The sequence below is a fragment of the Sphingobacterium litopenaei genome, assembly GCF_014692495.1.
GTDB lineage: Bacteria > Bacteroidota > Bacteroidia > Sphingobacteriales > Sphingobacteriaceae > Sphingobacterium > Sphingobacterium litopenaei.
The window spans coordinates 1-16,684 of record NZ_JACOIJ010000009.1 but is presented as its reverse complement, the minus strand read 5'-3'; the positions used below and the strand labels follow the sequence as shown (position 1 = coordinate 16,684).

Sequence of the window (16,684 nt, the reverse complement as noted above, 5' to 3'; positions counted from 1 at the left end):
TAGAATATTTTTATAATAAACTTGCATGTTATCAAAGTAACAATATAACAAAGTATCAACAATTTATACATGTAATAAGACTGACTTTTAGGGCCTATGTTATCATTTTTATTAGGATTTAATGCTAACATGATTCATACCTTAATGGCATACTTTATATAAAGAATATATAAGTTTTTATTATCTAATTTTCTAAAATTTAGTACATATAGATACCCAGAATTTTAAATTAAACTTTTTATATTTAAAATATTAAATAAAAATAACTAATCAATGTTGACCATCTGCAGGCAATTATTTTATTCCAGTTTATTCCTTACCGTTCTAATAGTTAACAATGTAGCAACCAATGTAGTAAAAAGGTGCCATTTTCCAATAGAAGCAGTATTATAGCCCTGCTCTTTAAGAAATGTTGCAATTGTAGGAAATCTTGTCGGTAAGAACTCCTGGTTTTCTACAGGTATTAATTTCCTGTCTTTAGCATTTCCACGCGAAGAGCTACCTACGGTATATATGCCATGCTTCGGGGTATTTTGACCTGTTAATAAACAAGCTCTGCTTGGTGCACAGTTTGAGGCCCCTGCATAAGCTTGATAATAGACATGAGAGGCTTTAGCGAGTTGATCCAAATTAGGGGTATGGTAATATTTAGCCCCCATAAAACCTAAGTCTTTGAAGCCTAAATCGTCAGCAAGGATAATAATTATATTAGGCTTGGCAATCTGATTTTGAGCTAAAACTACCTCTAGACTAATTATAGACAAATAAATAAAAACGTATATTTTTTTTTCATATTAAAATTACAATTCGGTGGATAAAATTACCCACCGAATTCCACCACGCTATAGAAGTTAAAAACTAATGTTTAATGTTCTTTAATAAAATAACTCCAAGATTATACAAACCTTAAAAAGACTAATCGCCATCTGCTAAGGAATTGGCCACTGTTGTCCAACCTGGATTTTGATATATTACCGATGTAGAATAATCCCTACTTCCTATTTGAATAGTTGTTAACCTAAAGTGGGTTGTTGCAATAGGGTTTAAGTATTTGTGCTGATTCCAAGAATAACCCTTATAAGCCAAGTTTCCAGAATTTGCTCTATACGGCCGAATATATTTACTTTCCAAGCGTGAGGAAACATTAGAATTGGTAGCACCATTTTCAATTAATGCTATTGGAGCAATGCCATGTGAAGGATTAGTATATAATTTATAATTTTCATCCCACAGGTTAAATCCTTCGATATGATAATCTACAACTTGATCTAATGCTCTCCATCTTTTCAAATCATTCCATCTAAAAGCTTCTGCTGCAAACTCTATTCTACGCTCGCGCCTAATATTGTACAAGGTAGGACTGATAAGGTTACCAGCTGAAAATTTAGCCCAGTCAGATTCTTTAGATAAATCGGTATGCTGAATAGTATTGTCAATATCAGTATTCAGACCGCTCCGTGTACGCAGAGCTTTCCAATATTTAATGCTCGATTGATCTAATAAACCCGTTAATTCATAATCCGCTTCAATATAGTTCAAATAGGCCTCGGCAGCTCTGAAAACAACACTTGCGATTGTACTTGGTTTAGTTGGCGCTTGGGCAGCATCCGCTGTATGTCCTTTTTTCACAGAATATCCCGTTGTGGATCTATTTTCCTGTTGCCCAATAACAATTGGTGGTCTATAAAAATATCCTTTACCGTTGACAGCCCATTCATTGAAGGAGGGATCATCTGCCAATAAGTCTCCAGTTTTTAAAACATTATATCCTAATCGCGGATCCCTTCCTTGGAATACATGTTCATAGGTATTATCTCCTTGATATCCAGAATTGGCAGCATAAATAGGTAGTCCATTAGCCATTAAATGTGCTTCTATCATACTTTTGGTAAACCCTGAATTCCCACCTCCATTACGCTGGATATATCCAACTACATAATGAAAGACACTAACATCTGTACTAACATTATATCCACGCCACAGCAGCACCTCAGGATTTCCATTTAATGTGTTACTATTGAACATGGCAGGATAATTAGCCGCTAGAGAATGTGATTCAGCAACGACTTTAGCAGCTTCTTTAGCCTGTGTAAGAAAAAAATTAATCTCTTGATCGATATTTATTTGAAAATCATTAAGATAAGGTGCTCCAGCACCAGGCCAGCCTGGTCCTCTGGGCACTCGAGAGGTGCCTTTATGGTATTTTTCCCATGTACCTTCAAATAAGGCAACCCGACTTTTAAATAATGCAGCTACATTACGTGATAATCTATTTTGCGCAGGTGCAACGGGTAACATTAAGGAAAATGCTCTATCTAAGTCTGCTAAAATAAATCTAGCAACTTCATTACGCGGTCTCCTTTTGCTAAATTCTAAAACACTCGCATAATCCTGACCAACTTCCTGCGTTAAAATTGGAAAATCTCCCAAACTCACGAGTTTATTAAAATAAATAAAAGCGCGCAAAAAGTATACTTCCCCTAAATAATGCTTTACATGACTTTGGTTGCCTGATATTTGAGAATTCTCCATTCGAGGTTCTACTGTATTTATAAAGTAGTTTACAGAACGGATGGAAGAGAAGTCCCAATCTCCCCCAGTATTAGGGACACGCGTCTGACCGGGAATAAATAAGGTGTTTGGAGATGTAGCAGCTTGATTATCGGTTCCATTATCAACTGCAAAAATACCCAGACCATAACTTCCTGGCCCATGCGAAGGTAAAATATTATATAAACCTATGGCATAGGCGGCTAAGTCATTGTCTGTTCTGAGGTAAGTGTTTGTAGAAATTTCTCCTAATGGCTCTCTATCTAAAAATTTATTACACGAACTAAAAGATAGTAAAGCAAGAAGAACACTAATATATATAGTTTTCATAATGTCAGTTTAAAATGTCAAATTACACCCCAAGGAAATGGTACGGGAAAGTGGATAAGTCTTACCATTACCATAAGGACCATTAATTGCTTCGGGATCGTACACATCTAATATGCTACTTACGGTCATTAGGTTCTCTGCGCTCAGGTAAAATCTAGCTTTACGAATTTTGGCTTTTGCCAATAAATTAGCATCTAGTGTATACCCTAACTGAATATTCTTTAAACGCAAGTATGAAGCATTTTGCAAATATCGAGTTTGTACCTCTTGATTCATTGTCTGACTTAAATACGGTTTAGGATAATAGGCTGAGGTATTCGCGCCAAAAACAGATGTTGTGCCTTCAGGGCGGTAATAATCAAGATGCTCGACAAAACCCGTTGACTGCCACTGTCCAGTGCCCACACCCCAAAAGTTTGGATCGCTTAACCATGCATCACGCTTTGCAACCCCTTGCAAAAAAGCACTAAAATCCAGCCCTTTCCAGTCCAGCGCTATGTTTAATCCAAATAAGTAGCGCGGTGTGCTATTACCAATAATACTTCGGTCTCCTGGATCGTCTAATGTATTGGACCCCATATTCACCTCGCCATCGCCATTTATATCTTTATACATGATATCTCCTTCTCCCCAATTTGCCCCCCATGTCGGTTTATTATTGGATAACCAGTCGTTCATTTGTTCATTTGAGGTGGCAATACCTTGGGTATGGTAACCCCAAATTTCACCTAAAACCTGGCCGTTGTAATACGTAGATAACGCATTTGATGCATTAGGGTATTTTTTAACTTTAACAATATTGTCTGCTAAATTTGCACTTATATTATAGCCCAGCTGTCCTATTTTATCACGCCATCCCAATACGAGCTCCCAGCCTTTGTTATCTAAAGTTGCATTATTGGTATTAGGCAAAGATGTTCCAAAAATAGCTCCAATTTCCGCCGCTGGTCCTACCATTCCTTCTGTAAGGCGATTGAAATAATCGAAACTTAGGCTAAATCGATTGGAAAATCCCACCATATCCAAACCTAAGTTTTTGGTGTTTATTTTCTCCCAAGTAAGGGTACTGCTTATCATACCAGGAACAGACGCTATTGTAGGTTTTACGCCGCCCACAAGCCAGTTTCCTCCATTTGCAGTGATAGGCTGCGTAAGATAGAATGGGTAAATATTATTGGTATTTTGATTTCCCAACCTCCCCCAAGAAAACCTAGGCTTTATGACGGTGAATAAAGTATTAAAGGACATAAAATTTTCTTTAGCCAAATTCCAACCCACAGAAAAACTAGGAAAGAGAGACCAGCGTTGATCGCTTAAGAATCTTGAGGATCCATCATATCTAAGATTTACTTCCAATAAATACTTATCTGCATAATCGTAATTTAAACGTCCAAAAAATCCTGCTGTAGCCCAGTCATATACATTAGCAGCTGTAATCTTATCGATTCCACCTGCGGCACTTATTTCGGGAACTGATTCCGAATATAAATTAGGCCGCATGGCGCCTAAATTTCTAAATTTAAATAGCTCTGTATTGGCTCCGATCATCATTTTCACAAGATGATTATCTAGCTGCTGGGTATAATCAGAATACATACTGGTGGTATACATGTTCTGATTGCTATATGACTGAGAAGCCTCCGTTGCCCCTAATGGTCGAGTACCATCGAATTGCAGAAGCAGTGGCTCTCCTTTAACATTATATTCATAGACGGAATTTACGTTGCTTTGGTTATTTTCATTAATGGTACGAAGCCCTGCCTCGGCATATATATTCCATCCTGCTGCCGGGTGAATAACGATTTGCCCTTGTAAAAAAACATTATCATTATTAGTAATAGACCTGCTTCCGTTTGTAAGCTGCGCTAGTTTTCCATTTCGCATGTAATGTCCATTAGGATCTTTATAAGGCATCATAGGCCACATGCGAACAATATCATGATATAATAATCCTGAAAGACTACTGTAATACGGGTTATTGAGATGGGTACGTACGAATCTGGAGGTCACTTTAAGATCTACAAAATCATTAATTTTTGCATTGATTTTACCCATGGTTTGAAAACGTTTAAATCTATCCTCACCATACCTTAAATTTCCATTCTGATCCAAATAGTTAGCCGAGGCGTAGTACTGATATTTATCAGATCCACCATTAAAATTTATATTATTTTCTGCCGACCATGCACTTTTATAATGCACATCATACCAATTCACATTATCATTGGCACGCTCATGAAATTGCCAGTTGCCATTACCCTCATTTGGAATAGTCGTTGTTGTGATATTTCCGGCAATAAAATCACTAATACGCTCAATGGTGTTAACATCAAATATTGTCTGTCCCCCGTTATTGATTGCAGATTCATTAAAATAATGGGCAAAATCAAAGGAGTTCAATAAATGGGGCATGTTCATGGGTGCTGCATTACGGAAGTTATTGGTGTAGGAAATAATTGAAGAGCCTGACTTTCCCGATTTAGTAGTGATTAAAATCACGCCAAAAGCAGCCCTTGATCCATATATTGAGGCTGCCGAGGCATCCTTTAATACAGAAATAGACTCAATATCATCGGCATTTAAATTATTCATATTTCCTTCAATTCCATCAATAAGCACTAGTGCGCTCGCGGAGGAACCTGTACCTATTGTTCCTGTACCTCGAATATTAACATTCATACTTTGTCCCAATTGTCCCCCTAAGGAATTAGTAGAAATATTAAGTCCTGGAACGGTACCTTGTAGGGCTTGAGTGACTGATGTTACAGGCCGTGATTCTAATAATTTAGTATCAACAGTTGCTATTGCACCTGTTACATTAGTTTTCTTTTGCAAGCCGAAACCCACTACTACAACTTCATCTAGTCCCTCTTGAGATTCTAACAGAGTAATTGTTAATTGATTTAAATCTTTAATAGTAATCTTTTGTGCCTGATAGCCTAGATAAGAAAACTTTAAAACATCACCTACAGATGCATTGATTTTAAAATTACCTTGTTGATCAGTTTGGGTAATTTGCTCTGTCTCGAGGATGTTTATTGTCACATTAGAAAGAGGCTGATTATTAGCCCCTAGCACCCTTCCATGCACCTGATTTTGAGCCAGTGGGTCGCTAAAAGCAGGCACCTTCAAATTAGAAACACGCTCTGTATTTGAAGATTTCTTAGTGATAATGATGGCTTTATTCTCTATGATGTAAGTCAGATTTCTGTTTTTTGACACCATATCTAAAGCCTGGGATAATGGCGTATTGTTGAAGTTCAAATCTAATTTTTGCTGATGTATTGTTTGGCCCCGAGAAATCACATCATATCCGGTTTGTTGCTTTATGGCTTTGAAAAAATCAGAAATCTGAATATTTTTTCCTTTTATTGTAATTACCTGCCCACTCACTGTAGCCCAACTGTTTAGTACAACAAAAAAAGAAAATAGAAGTGTTAATTTCATATATAAAATATATCTGTTAACAGAGCAGTAGTGGCTCTGCTCTAAAAGTTTATTTTTCATTATATTTGGTTAGTAATTAAATTATTTATTTAATGAATATGTACTGGGGAATGGCAGTTCTCCAGTATACTTATATATTACTTCACTCTCTGTACGCTTATCCTCCTTTCTTTATTAATCGTGAATTTTGCAATGCCCGATTTCTCAATAAGTTTTAGTGCATCTTGTAGATTTCTTTTTCGGGAAACAGTTGCCCATACTTTTTCATCCCCCAAATCCTGCTCCACTTCAAAATCCACATCATACCAATCGCCAAGCTTACTTAAGACCTCACTAAGGGGTTCATAATTGAACAGAAAATAACCATTCTTCCAGGATACATAGGCTTCTATATCAACCTGAGAAACTTTATAATTGGTGTAATCATGGGTTATTGACTGCTCACCGGGCTTAAGTATTATTTTATTGGAATTAATTGCTACTTTCCCAGACACTAGGGTAGTTACAATTTGATTATCATTTGTATTAATATTGAATGCAGTGCCCAATACTTTGACTTTTTGTTTGCCAGTGGTAACAAAAAACGGACGATCCTTATCGTGCGCCACCTCAAAAAAAGCTTCCCCTTGGAGCCATACGTGACGCTCAGCTGTAGTGCTAGAAATAAAAAATTTAAGTTTGGTTTTATTATTTAACCAGACTTTAGTACCATCGGTTAAAATAACTTTAAACTCCCCACCTTTTGGCGTGGTAATTTCCTCATAATAGTCGGGTATTTGTTTATGGTTTCCGTTTAAAGAATATACAATAGTTCCACTATCAATTTTTGTTGTCGTAAAATGATCATTTATAACCTTATCTCCTGATTTAAAGTCTTCCAAGGCTACACTTTCTCCATTAATTTGATGTAATATGGCACGGTTTCCTTGGGAAAATATAGGATCGCTGGAAGACATCTTCGTGGATGAGTTATAATATACTGCTATAAAGATGAAGCTTATGAAGACCAGTATTAACGCTGCGGCAGAGTAATAGGGCCTCAGAGACCTAATTTTAGTTTTCCTTGATTTAAAATTATAATTCTTTAGCTCTTGTAAATCTTTTGAAAATTGAGCAGTATCAATCTCATAATTGAGCTGCTGTTTAGCCTGTCTTATATACCAGGACATAAGAACCTTTTTTTCCTTTTCAGAAAGAGTTCCCTGTTTCCATTTACTTAAAAGCTCGTCTATTGCATTATTGTTCATCCTAATTTGGCTATCTACTATCTTACAAACGGGATGAGATAGAAAAGGGATGACAAGAGATTATATAAAAAGAGAAAAAAAATGCTGTGTCTTTAATTTAAGACGTTTAATGGCTCTGCTAATATGAGTTTTAACGGTGTTAATAGAAATATTTAGTTCATCAGCGATTTGCGAATTGGACTTATCGTGGAAGCGACTTTGCATAAAAACGATTCGCATCTGCTCGGGTAGCTGCGCTATTTCATTTTCAATGATGCCCATTAGCTCAGTTTCTATTTCTGCCTGATCATTAAAATATAAAAAGTCGCTGGGGTCCAGCTGAGATAAATACTTCCTTCGTACCGTATCTTTCGAAAAGCGATCAAGAACGGCATTGCGCACAGCAACTAGTAAATACGATTTGATATTTATGTTTTCCGGGAGCTGCGTAAATTTCAGCCACAGTCTAGTGAATACTTCGTGTACAATATCCTTAGCTTCTTCATTATCCTTTAGCATTTTTAAGGCATGCAAATACAACTGCGCATAATGATCGCGATAAATTAATTGAAATTCAGTTTCAGTTTTTTTATCCGGTTTAATCATAATCTAAAGGTATAATAGTACAATTACTATTCACTCTTGCAGGATTCAAATTAGTTATTACTGACAATATTAGTAATTGTTTTTCAAATCGGCACATCAAAATCGTTTTATAAAAATAATATTTAATTAGAGTCATTCTCCTGAGAGTGTTAATCGTCCTATAAGAAATAAACGATATTTTTTAACATATTTATGAGAATACAAAACTTGTTGAAATACTACTTAGGTTTACTGTGCATGAGTTTTTTTAATATACTAAGCACTGAATTATATGCACAGGAAATAATTCTGCCAAGTTCTACTCAAGTAGACTGGCAAAGAGCGGAGTTAGGAGCAGTCTTTCACTATGATCTTCATGTCTTTGATGGTGTTAAATACAATCAAAGTAAAAATAGACTTATGCCGGTTCAAGACATCCAAATTTTTAATCCTAGTAAGCTGGATGTGGAGCAGTGGGTGCTAAGTGCCAAGGCCATGGGTGCGAAATTTGCTATAATTACAGCTACCCATGAGACAGGCTTTGCCTTATTCCCCTCTAAATACAACCCGTACAATATTAGTCAGTTAAATTATAAAGACGGAAAGGCTGATCTTGTTAAAGATTTTGTTCAGGCATGTAGAAAACATGATATTAAGCCTGGGGTTTATCTTGGAATAAGGTGGAATAGCTTTTTTGGAGTGCATGATTTTAGGGTGCAGGGAGATGGGGAAATGCAGGAAAATAGGCAAGCCCATTATAACCTAATGGCTGAAGGTATGGTTGAAGAAATCTGTAGCAATTATGGCGAACTTTTTGAAATATGGTTTGACGGCGGGGCAAGCCATCCCGATAAGGGTGCGCCCGATGTGCTTCCTATTGTTAAAAAGCTGCAACCCAATTGTCTTTTCTATCATAATGATCAGCTTGCCCAGGCACGTTGGGCAGGGTCTGAAAGCGGAACTGTTGGCTACCCGAATTGGTCCACATTTCCTTTTAACTTTACAGGATCTGGCGAATCTGCACCTTCAGAAATAAGTAAGAATAAATACCACCTATTAAAGCATGGTGATGCAGATGGCAAATATTTCGTCCCCGCTATGTCGGATGCACCACTACGTGGGCACAATGGTAGACATGAATGGTTCTGGGAGCCAGGCGACGAGAATAGCGTTTATCCCCTAGCAGATTTAGTGGATATGTATCTGAAATCTGTAGGTCGAAATTCTACTCTTATTTTAGGCATAACGCCCGATACATCGGGACTAGTCCCTGCTGGAGATTTTAAAAGATTAGAGGAATTTGGGAAAGAAATAAATCGCTTATTTGATAATCCTATCGCAAAAGTGAATTCGGATGGACTTATTGCCGTAATTAAAAACGAAAAAAAAATACCTGTCACACATATCATGCTACAAGAAGATATAGCTTATGGCCACCGAATAATGGAATTTGCGGTAGAGGTCAAGATGGGTAAATCATGGAAGATAATAGATTCAGGAACGGCTGTAGGACATAAGTACATTAAAAAATTAGAAATGCCTATTATTGCAAATAATTGGCGTGTGAGGGTAACTTCAAGTAGGGCCACACCTAAAATCATTAATTTCTCACTATACAGTAATAAATAAGATGAAAAGAAGACTAAAATTTGCCTTTATAATAATCCTGCTTGTAAACATAAGTATGCTTCAAGCGCAGAAGAAACCTAATATTATTGTATTTATGGTAGATGATATGGGCTGGCAGGATACCTCATATCCTTTTGATTCGGCGCTAAGCGCATATAATAAAATCTATAGCACCCCAAATATGCAGAAATTGGCTAAAATGGGTGTTGCCTTTACAAACGCTTATAGTACACCGGTCTGTACGCCATCGCGCGTGAGCTTACTAACAGGTATGAATGTCCTTCAACATCAGGTAACCAACTGGACATCACCTTTCAAAGATGCTCCTACGGGCCAAAAAGACAAGCAATTTGCTGAACCCAAATGGAATCACAATGGACTTAGCCCAGTTCCAGGTATCCCCCATACGGCTTATGCAACCCCCATATCTCAAATTCTAAAAGACAACGGCTATTTTACCATTCATGCAGGAAAAGCGCACTGGGCCTCATCTGGAACGCCTGGATCAAATCCTTATTCTTTAGGATTTATCGTCAATATTGCAGGCACATCCACGGGTAGACCTGCCAGCTTTTTGGGTAAAGAGAATTTTGGAAGAAATACAGCAGACTACCATGGGGTTGAAAATATGCAGGAATATTTTGGTAAAGATATTTATTTGACGGAGGCACTGACTTTGGAAGCTTTAAAAGCGCTAGACTATCCCGTCAAAAATAAGCTGCCCTTCTTTTTAAATTTAGGTCATTATGCCCTTCACGACCCGTTGATGGCAGACAATAGGTATTATGAAAAATACCTAGCGCAGGGCTTGAGTAAGAATGAAGCCAAGTATGCCTCAATGATTGAAGGGATGGATAAGAGCTTGGGTGATATTTTAGCATACTTAGAAAAACATGCAATTATAGATAACACGCACATCATATTCATTAGCGATAATGGAGGATTAAGCCTTACTCCACCACGAGATGGAGAGCCCCATACGCATAATGCGCCGTTACGCTCAGGAAAGGGTTCAATTTATGAAGGTGGCATAAGAGTGCCGCTGATCATAAAAGGCACTAAAGGAAATGTAAAGGGAAAAAGAATTGACACGCCTGTTATTATTGAGGATATATTCCCTACTATTTTAGACATGAGTAAAGTCAGATATAGTGCATTACCGCAAAAAATCGATGGTAGATCTGCTATGGGGTATCTAGATGGAAAAACAAAGAATGATACGGATAGTAGACCATTATTTTTTCATACTCCAAATAAATGGACCCAGAATGATGGCGATGGCTTTAACTATAAATCAGCGGTAAGGAAAGGCTTCTTCAAACTTATATACAATTGGCGCCAAGATAGCTATGAACTTTACCATTTAATTGATGATATTGGGGAAAAGAATAACCTAATTGCAGTAAAAGAAGTTCAGAGTATAGCAACTGAATTAAAGGAGATTTTACATACTCGTATAAAAAGCAGCAGCAGTCCCGTACCTTCAAAAACAGTTGAAAAATAAGACAGTTGAAAAATTAGGGAATATAAATTAAAGCATACTTAAATAAGTGATAAAAGTGGATTTAATAAATATAGAGAATGATTTTAAAGTGGGGAAAGTTAATGGTATAATAAAACGAAAATTTCTACAAATAATGAAGGCTACTGCTAAAGATATTTTAAAATAACATAGCAGTAACCTTCGGGAGTGTAAAATAAACTGTGTCAATGGTTGAATGAGGCCGTCTCAAAATAATTGAGGCGGCCTTTTTTAGTTTGACAGGAATTTGTCAGTGTTTAGCCACTGTGTGAGCTACAAGTTCCTGACTTGTCCAATTTAGGTCAGCAGGTTCAATTTTGTTAGAAAATTGAGTATTTCAGGAGTTCTGGTAGCTCTCATTTTTATTTCTTCGTTTGTAATTTTGTTTTTTAATCGTGCATCTGTTATTTTTTTGCATTCGTGCATAAAGCTCTTTATTGATGTTTCCGTTTTTAACTCTATATGCTTAGAACTGAATAAAGCGATGAAACAAATTAGCACATGGAGTTTTATTGGTTCTTCCTTATAATGGAAAATTGGCCTAGTTTGTAAATCACTTTTAGTAATTCTAAATGCTTGTTCTACTCGGTATAATTCGCGATATCTCTCGATAATCATCTGATTACTAACTTGAGACTCTTTCAAATTAGTGTAATAACCCTTAACACCTAATAATTTTATTGTCTTATCAATAAGTCCTTGATTGAGTTCTAACTTTTCACCCGTTGCTTTAGTAAACTTTAGTTTTTTACTTTTTCCTGGATTTGCAATTAAATAGTTTGCCTTTTCGATTTGCTTTTCCATCTCATATTTATCTTTTCGGTAACTTACGGAGGAATAACTGCAAATTAAGTCTCCATTCTCGGTCTTTATTCGAATGCTTTGACCGTCTTTTCGCACTAGTGATTTGTTAATGTCTTCTAGTAAGTTAGTTGAAAGGTTGCGTAGTCGAGCAACTACAATAAAGTTGATACCCTTCAGATTCAGCTGATTACTATTATGATGGCTAATCATAGCTGCATCAGCAACAACCGTAAATGATTTCACATTATATTTAGAAATAAACTTCTCGATCATGGGTATGAAGGTGTGTCCTTCAAAAGTGTTGCCTGGGAATACATCATAAGCAACTGGAATTCCTTCTTTGGTGACCATTAATCCAATAAGAATCTGAGGTTGTTGCGACTTACTATCCTTTGAAAAACCATTTTTACGTAGATCATCCGATTCAAAAGTTTCAAAATATAAAGTAGTTACATCATAAAAAACTAGATTATAATCAAATAAATAATGTTTCTGTGCAAATTTAACAGCAATTGTCTCAACTTTAGATTTTAAGGATAACCAAAGTGGTGCAGATTCATAATATCGCTGTCGATGATACTTTACACCAAAATATTCTTCTATTAAACTTACCGAACGAAGTTTAGAGGCTGGCTCTAGCATCCTAATAATTACTAAATCCAATAAAAATGGATTCTGTATTTTATCAAATCCTATAGAAATGAATAACTTATGAATTAATTCATAAACAAAACCATAATAAATACCTAAGAATTCAGTCTGTTTAACATTTATGATATAGTTAGAATTAACATCCTGATAAAGAAATAGCTGACTACTAAATTTCTTTATGAAATCTTGAGCTAAGGTGATCAATTTTTTTAGTTCATCTGAATCTCTAGCTGTGCCAATGTGCCGAACAATAACACGTTTACGATTCTTGATTTCATAAACTTGTACAGATGTCGACCCTTTACTATACTTAATTTGCCTGATTTTAAGCATTTTTACACTTTAGGTCAGCAAAACACGATTTTTAAAGAACTAATGGCAACATTATCAGCAACTTATAAAGTTTCCTAAATTAGACCGGACAAGTCAGGAAAAAATATGAAAGGAATGAACTTAAGTCAAACCGATAAAATAATGCTCCGAAAAAGAGCGATTATTGAATGTGTAAATGATGAACTAAAGAACATTTGCAAGCTACAACATACCAGACACAGGTCGGTAAACAACTTCTTGTTAAATATTTTAGGAGCTTTGGCAGCCTATGCTTTTTTTCCTAAAAAACCTTCTTTAAACATTCAGTTTGAACAGCAAGAAAATCAATTATTCTGTAATACTACCCAAATATTGGACAACTGCATAAATGTTTAAATTAGCAGTTGAGAATGAAAAAAGAACGCAGGAAATTCAGTGCAAGCTTTAAGGCGAAGGTAGCCATAGAAGCCATCAAGGAGCAGCAGACCATCCAGGAACTGGCTGTTAAATACGAGTTACACCCAACACAGATCAACAGCTGGAAGCGGGAGTTTCTAGATAATGCAGAATCGGTTTTTACCACAGAGAAAAGCCCGATAAAGGATGATTCCAAAGAGAAAGAGCTTTATTCCAAGATTGGGGAACTACAGATACAGGTTGATTTCTTAAAAAAAGTATTGGGCAAATGAGCTTAGAAGAGAAACGCGGGCTTGTTTGCCCATCCTATAAGAAAATGAGCGTTTACAGACAGTGCAAGGTTATGGAGTTACCCCGTAGCAGTTATTATTTTAAACCCAAGGGGGAATCCCTATTCAACTTACAGGTTATGAATGCGATAGATCGCAAATTCCTGGATTGTCCATTCTACGGGGTAGAGCGGATGACAGATTATTTGAGACAAGATCTAGGTTATTTAGTCGGATATAAGCGCGTTCGTAGGCTGTATAAGCTCATGAACCTGAAAACCATACATCCTAAAAAGAACTTGAGCAAATCAAATAAGGCAGACTATAAATTTCCGTACCTTCTCCGGAACCTTAAGATCGAAAGGCCTGCTCAGGTATGGCAGGCAGATATCACGTACATACCCATGTTTAAAGGCTTTATGTATATGTTTGCTATCATCGACGTATTTAGCCGAAAGATAATGGGCTGGGAGGTATCCAATACGATGAATGCCGAATGGTGTAGGGATGTTTTGATAGATACGATCCAAAGGCATGGTAAGCCCGAGATATTCAATACCGATCAGGGGTCTCAGTTTACATCTGAAGTTTTTGTGAAAGTCTTGCAGAAAAATGAGGTAAAAATATCGATGGACGGCAAGGGTAGAGCATTGGATAATATCTACATTGAAAGATTCTGGGGATCACTTAAAAGAGAGAAAATATATCTCAATCCACCAATGGGGGTGTGGATCTGTACAGGCAGATTAAAGAGTACGTATCATTTTACAACTCCGAAAGAAGGCATAAGTCCTTAGGACGAATAACACCGGATGAAAAGTTCTATCAGGAAATTAAAAATGTATCGTAATTATATCTTAGTTTAGTAAAAAGTTGTCCAACAAATAGGGAGTATCATATTCCTTGCTGCTTAAACCGAACTCACGTTAAATAATAGTTTGTTAAATACAATGTCTCTAAAGTAAAAGATCTTGGGGTAGACATCACCTTTTTACTACATTGGTTGCTACATTGTTATTAACAATATAACAATATAACAATATAGCAATATAGCAATATAACAATATAACAAAGTATCAATTTTCCAACTGACAATGAAGAATTATTTACAATCTTCATTTGTGACCTTTGGGTCACAATCTAATATCACTTTTAAAAAACATAATCTGTAATTATAATATATATTAAAGCATTTAAATTATATCATTCTCTAAACAACGAAAATTTGTGACCCAAAGGTCACATAAATTATATTAATTTCAATTTTTTAATGAGTTATTAAGAAAACCCAACTTTCGCTTTTTCATTATTGATTCTAAAATATCAAAGATTTGATTTTATTGAAAATCAATAAAAATACCACTTTTACAATGCGAAATTCTCACTAAACAGCTGTCATATTTTACTTGATAATATATTTGTTAATCTATTGATATATTGTAGGGAAATTTTTTAGTCTTATAAAGCGCTTTTATTCAATTATTTATCTTTAAATTTTGTGGCGTAATTATTAAGAAAACCCAACTTTTCTATTAAGAAAACCCAACTTTGTATTAAAGAAACCCAACATTTACGTGTAAGAAAACCCAACTTATAACTCCTTCTGTTAAATAAACCCAACATTTTTTACTTGAATTCATTGATTAATGCTTTTTTTACGTATTCTGCCTTATTATGAACACCTTTTAGGTTATCATTTATATATATTATTTTTTCTGACAACGCTTTAGTAGAGGTAGATGATATAATGTCACTAATGTCTGATATGTCTTTTTCATTTAAATTGAAATGCAACTTCATCATATTGATTATGTTGTTTTTCTTCAATGCCTCATTTTCTGCATTCTCTTTAGTGTAAATTTTACATTCTAGTATGTATTCATTCTTGTTATTCTTAGATATTTTTGTATCCTCTAATTCATACCATACATCACCAAATTTTTTTAAAATGGGATAGGCTACCTCAATTATGTGCTTCTTAAAATTATTGGGATTATAATAGGATTTAGGTAACCCTAAAATATCACAAATTTCTACAAAATTCTTTCTAAGAAAATTTACATTTCTCCAGAGACATAAATAAATATAAAGTTTGATGGTATTTTTGCTTTTTGTAATAAGCCTGATATTTGTATTGATTTTTGAATAATATATTGGTTCACGTTTTTCATTCCTGCAGAAATTTATGAAAAGTCTTGCAACTACAACATTCATGTTGATTTTTACTATTGAGGAATTATTTGGTTTATCAGTGAATATTCCGGACCATACTACACCACCATTCCACAGCAAAGTACACCAGTCATTCCGCTCCAAAGTACACCACTAATTAATAGCGTTGTACAGGTTTGATTCATCAGTTAGAATAATCTTATGTATATTTTGAACTGACATTCCGGCGCATACTACACCAATTATTCCGCGACAAAGTACACCACTGGATATTTAGATAAAATGATTGCTAAGTTAGGGATCAGATATATTCCTAATTATGGCAAATAAACCTCTAAGTATGCAAAAAATTAGACAGATATTACTGTTTGTCGAGCGTGGTTTTTCTCAACGATCAATAGAAAGAGAGACAGGTATAAATAGACGGACGATAGCTGGGTATATTAAAACCTTTACTTCTAGCGGCCTAAGCATTCAGGAGCTTCTATTGTTTAATGACCATGATCTTCAAGTTTATCTCAATATTGATAAAAAGGAGACTGTAGTAAAAGATGCAAGACAATTACATTTAGAATCCCATTATGAATATTTTACTACTGAACTTCGCCGTGTAGGTGTAACTCGTCAATTGTTGTGGCAAGATTATATTTCTGAATACCCGGATGGTTTTGGTTATTCTAGATTCTGTGAACTTTTACAGGATCATTTGCGTAAAGGTAATTCTACTATGCATTTTGATCATGAGCCAGGCAGACTTTTAGAAATTGATT

11 protein-coding genes and 3 pseudogenes are annotated in these 16,684 nt (G+C 35.6%); 7 read left to right on the top strand and 7 right to left on the bottom strand.

Going from position 1 to position 16,684, the window contains the following annotated elements; all coding sequences use genetic code 11:
- Window positions 1–299: 299 nt before the first annotated feature.
- The 5 genes from H8B04_RS06555 to H8B04_RS06535 all read right to left on the bottom strand — a co-directional run bounded on the left by H8B04_RS06555 (window position 300) and on the right by H8B04_RS06535 (window position 8,159).
- On the bottom strand, window positions 300–764 hold the full coding sequence (locus H8B04_RS06555) for a sulfatase-like hydrolase/transferase (protein ID WP_223815308.1): 465 nt from the start codon (window positions 762–764) through the stop codon (window positions 300–302).
- A 151-nt stretch (window positions 765–915) separates the two neighbouring features.
- Entirely contained in the window at window positions 916–2,880 is a 1,965-nt protein-coding gene (locus H8B04_RS06550) for a RagB/SusD family nutrient uptake outer membrane protein (RefSeq protein WP_190301821.1), read from the bottom strand.
- 9 nt (window positions 2,881–2,889) lie between these two features.
- Window positions 2,890–6,327 carry a TonB-dependent receptor gene (locus H8B04_RS06545; RefSeq protein ID WP_223815307.1) on the bottom strand — a complete coding sequence of 1,146 codons (3,438 nt, stop codon included), beginning with the start codon at window positions 6,325–6,327 and terminating at the stop codon, window positions 2,890–2,892.
- A gap of 137 nt (window positions 6,328–6,464) precedes the next feature.
- Window positions 6,465–7,574 (bottom strand): FecR family protein, encoded by a 1,110-nt coding sequence (locus H8B04_RS06540; protein ID WP_149915215.1) that lies wholly within the window; start codon window positions 7,572–7,574, stop codon window positions 6,465–6,467.
- A 60-nt stretch (window positions 7,575–7,634) separates the two neighbouring features.
- Window positions 7,635–8,159 (bottom strand): RNA polymerase sigma-70 factor, encoded by a 525-nt coding sequence (locus tag H8B04_RS06535; RefSeq protein ID WP_149915216.1) that lies wholly within the window; start codon window positions 8,157–8,159, stop codon window positions 7,635–7,637.
- Between the two features lie 237 nt (window positions 8,160–8,396).
- Here H8B04_RS06535 and H8B04_RS06530 point away from each other — a divergent pair, with 237 nt between their 5' ends.
- Together H8B04_RS06530 and H8B04_RS06525 are read left to right on the top strand one after the other, a co-directional pair.
- On the top strand, window positions 8,397–9,767 hold the full coding sequence (locus tag H8B04_RS06530; protein ID WP_190301820.1) for an alpha-L-fucosidase: 1,371 nt from the start codon (window positions 8,397–8,399) through the stop codon (window positions 9,765–9,767).
- 55 nt (window positions 9,768–9,822) lie between these two features.
- Window positions 9,823–11,271 (top strand): sulfatase, encoded by a 1,449-nt coding sequence (locus tag H8B04_RS06525; protein ID WP_223815306.1) that lies wholly within the window; start codon window positions 9,823–9,825, stop codon window positions 11,269–11,271.
- Between the two features lie 315 nt (window positions 11,272–11,586).
- On the opposite strand, the gene H8B04_RS06520 is transcribed toward H8B04_RS06525, so the two are convergent.
- Window positions 11,587–13,077: an IS1634 family transposase gene (locus tag H8B04_RS06520; RefSeq protein WP_190301818.1), complete on the bottom strand. Its 1,491-nt coding sequence runs from the start codon at window positions 13,075–13,077 to the stop codon at window positions 11,587–11,589.
- A 90-nt stretch (window positions 13,078–13,167) separates the two neighbouring features.
- On the opposite strand from H8B04_RS06520, the pseudogene H8B04_RS06515 reads away from it, so the two are divergent.
- From H8B04_RS06515 to H8B04_RS17455, 4 genes and pseudogenes are all read left to right on the top strand, one after another.
- Window positions 13,168–13,452 (top strand): annotated as a pseudogene (locus H8B04_RS06515) (transposase); the annotation flags it as partial.
- 14 nt (window positions 13,453–13,466) lie between these two features.
- Complete coding sequence (locus tag H8B04_RS06510; RefSeq protein ID WP_190301817.1) at window positions 13,467–13,745, top strand: transposase; 279 nt, start codon at window positions 13,467–13,469, stop codon at window positions 13,743–13,745.
- Window positions 13,742–14,395, top strand: a pseudogene (locus tag H8B04_RS06505) (IS3 family transposase); the annotation flags it as partial. The gene H8B04_RS06510 and the pseudogene H8B04_RS06505, both read left to right, overlap by 4 nt.
- Before the next feature lie 74 nt (window positions 14,396–14,469).
- The gene (locus H8B04_RS17455; RefSeq protein WP_394354872.1) at window positions 14,470–14,592 is read left to right on the top strand and encodes an integrase core domain-containing protein; all 123 of its coding nucleotides are present in this window, start codon (window positions 14,470–14,472) and stop codon (window positions 14,590–14,592) included.
- Between the two features lie 776 nt (window positions 14,593–15,368).
- Here the strand turns inward: H8B04_RS17455 and H8B04_RS06500 are convergent.
- A complete protein-coding gene (locus H8B04_RS06500; RefSeq protein ID WP_223815305.1) occupies window positions 15,369–16,034 on the bottom strand; it encodes a replication initiation protein in 666 nt (221 codons plus the stop codon).
- Window positions 16,035–16,254: 220 nt separating this feature from the next.
- Between H8B04_RS06500 and H8B04_RS06495 the strand changes: the two are divergent.
- Window positions 16,255–16,684, top strand: a pseudogene (locus H8B04_RS06495) (hypothetical protein); the annotation flags it as partial.

Coding starts and splice junctions, on each gene's coding strand:
- H8B04_RS06510 (WP_190301817.1), top strand. CDS start 13,467: ATGAAAAAAGAACGCAGGAAATTCAGTGCAAGCTTTAAGGCGAAGGTA.
- H8B04_RS06535 (WP_149915216.1), bottom strand. CDS start 8,159: ATGATTAAACCGGATAAAAAAACTGAAACTGAATTTCAATTAATTTAT.
- H8B04_RS06550 (WP_190301821.1), bottom strand. CDS start 2,880: ATGAAAACTATATATATTAGTGTTCTTCTTGCTTTACTATCTTTTAGT.
- H8B04_RS06530 (WP_190301820.1), top strand. CDS start 8,397: ATGAGTTTTTTTAATATACTAAGCACTGAATTATATGCACAGGAAATA.
- H8B04_RS06545 (WP_223815307.1), bottom strand. CDS start 6,327: ATGAAATTAACACTTCTATTTTCTTTTTTTGTTGTACTAAACAGTTGG.
- H8B04_RS06540 (WP_149915215.1), bottom strand. CDS start 7,574: ATGAACAATAATGCAATAGACGAGCTTTTAAGTAAATGGAAACAGGGA.
- H8B04_RS06520 (WP_190301818.1), bottom strand. CDS start 13,077: ATGCTTAAAATCAGGCAAATTAAGTATAGTAAAGGGTCGACATCTGTA.
- H8B04_RS06525 (WP_223815306.1), top strand. CDS start 9,823: ATGCTTCAAGCGCAGAAGAAACCTAATATTATTGTATTTATGGTAGAT.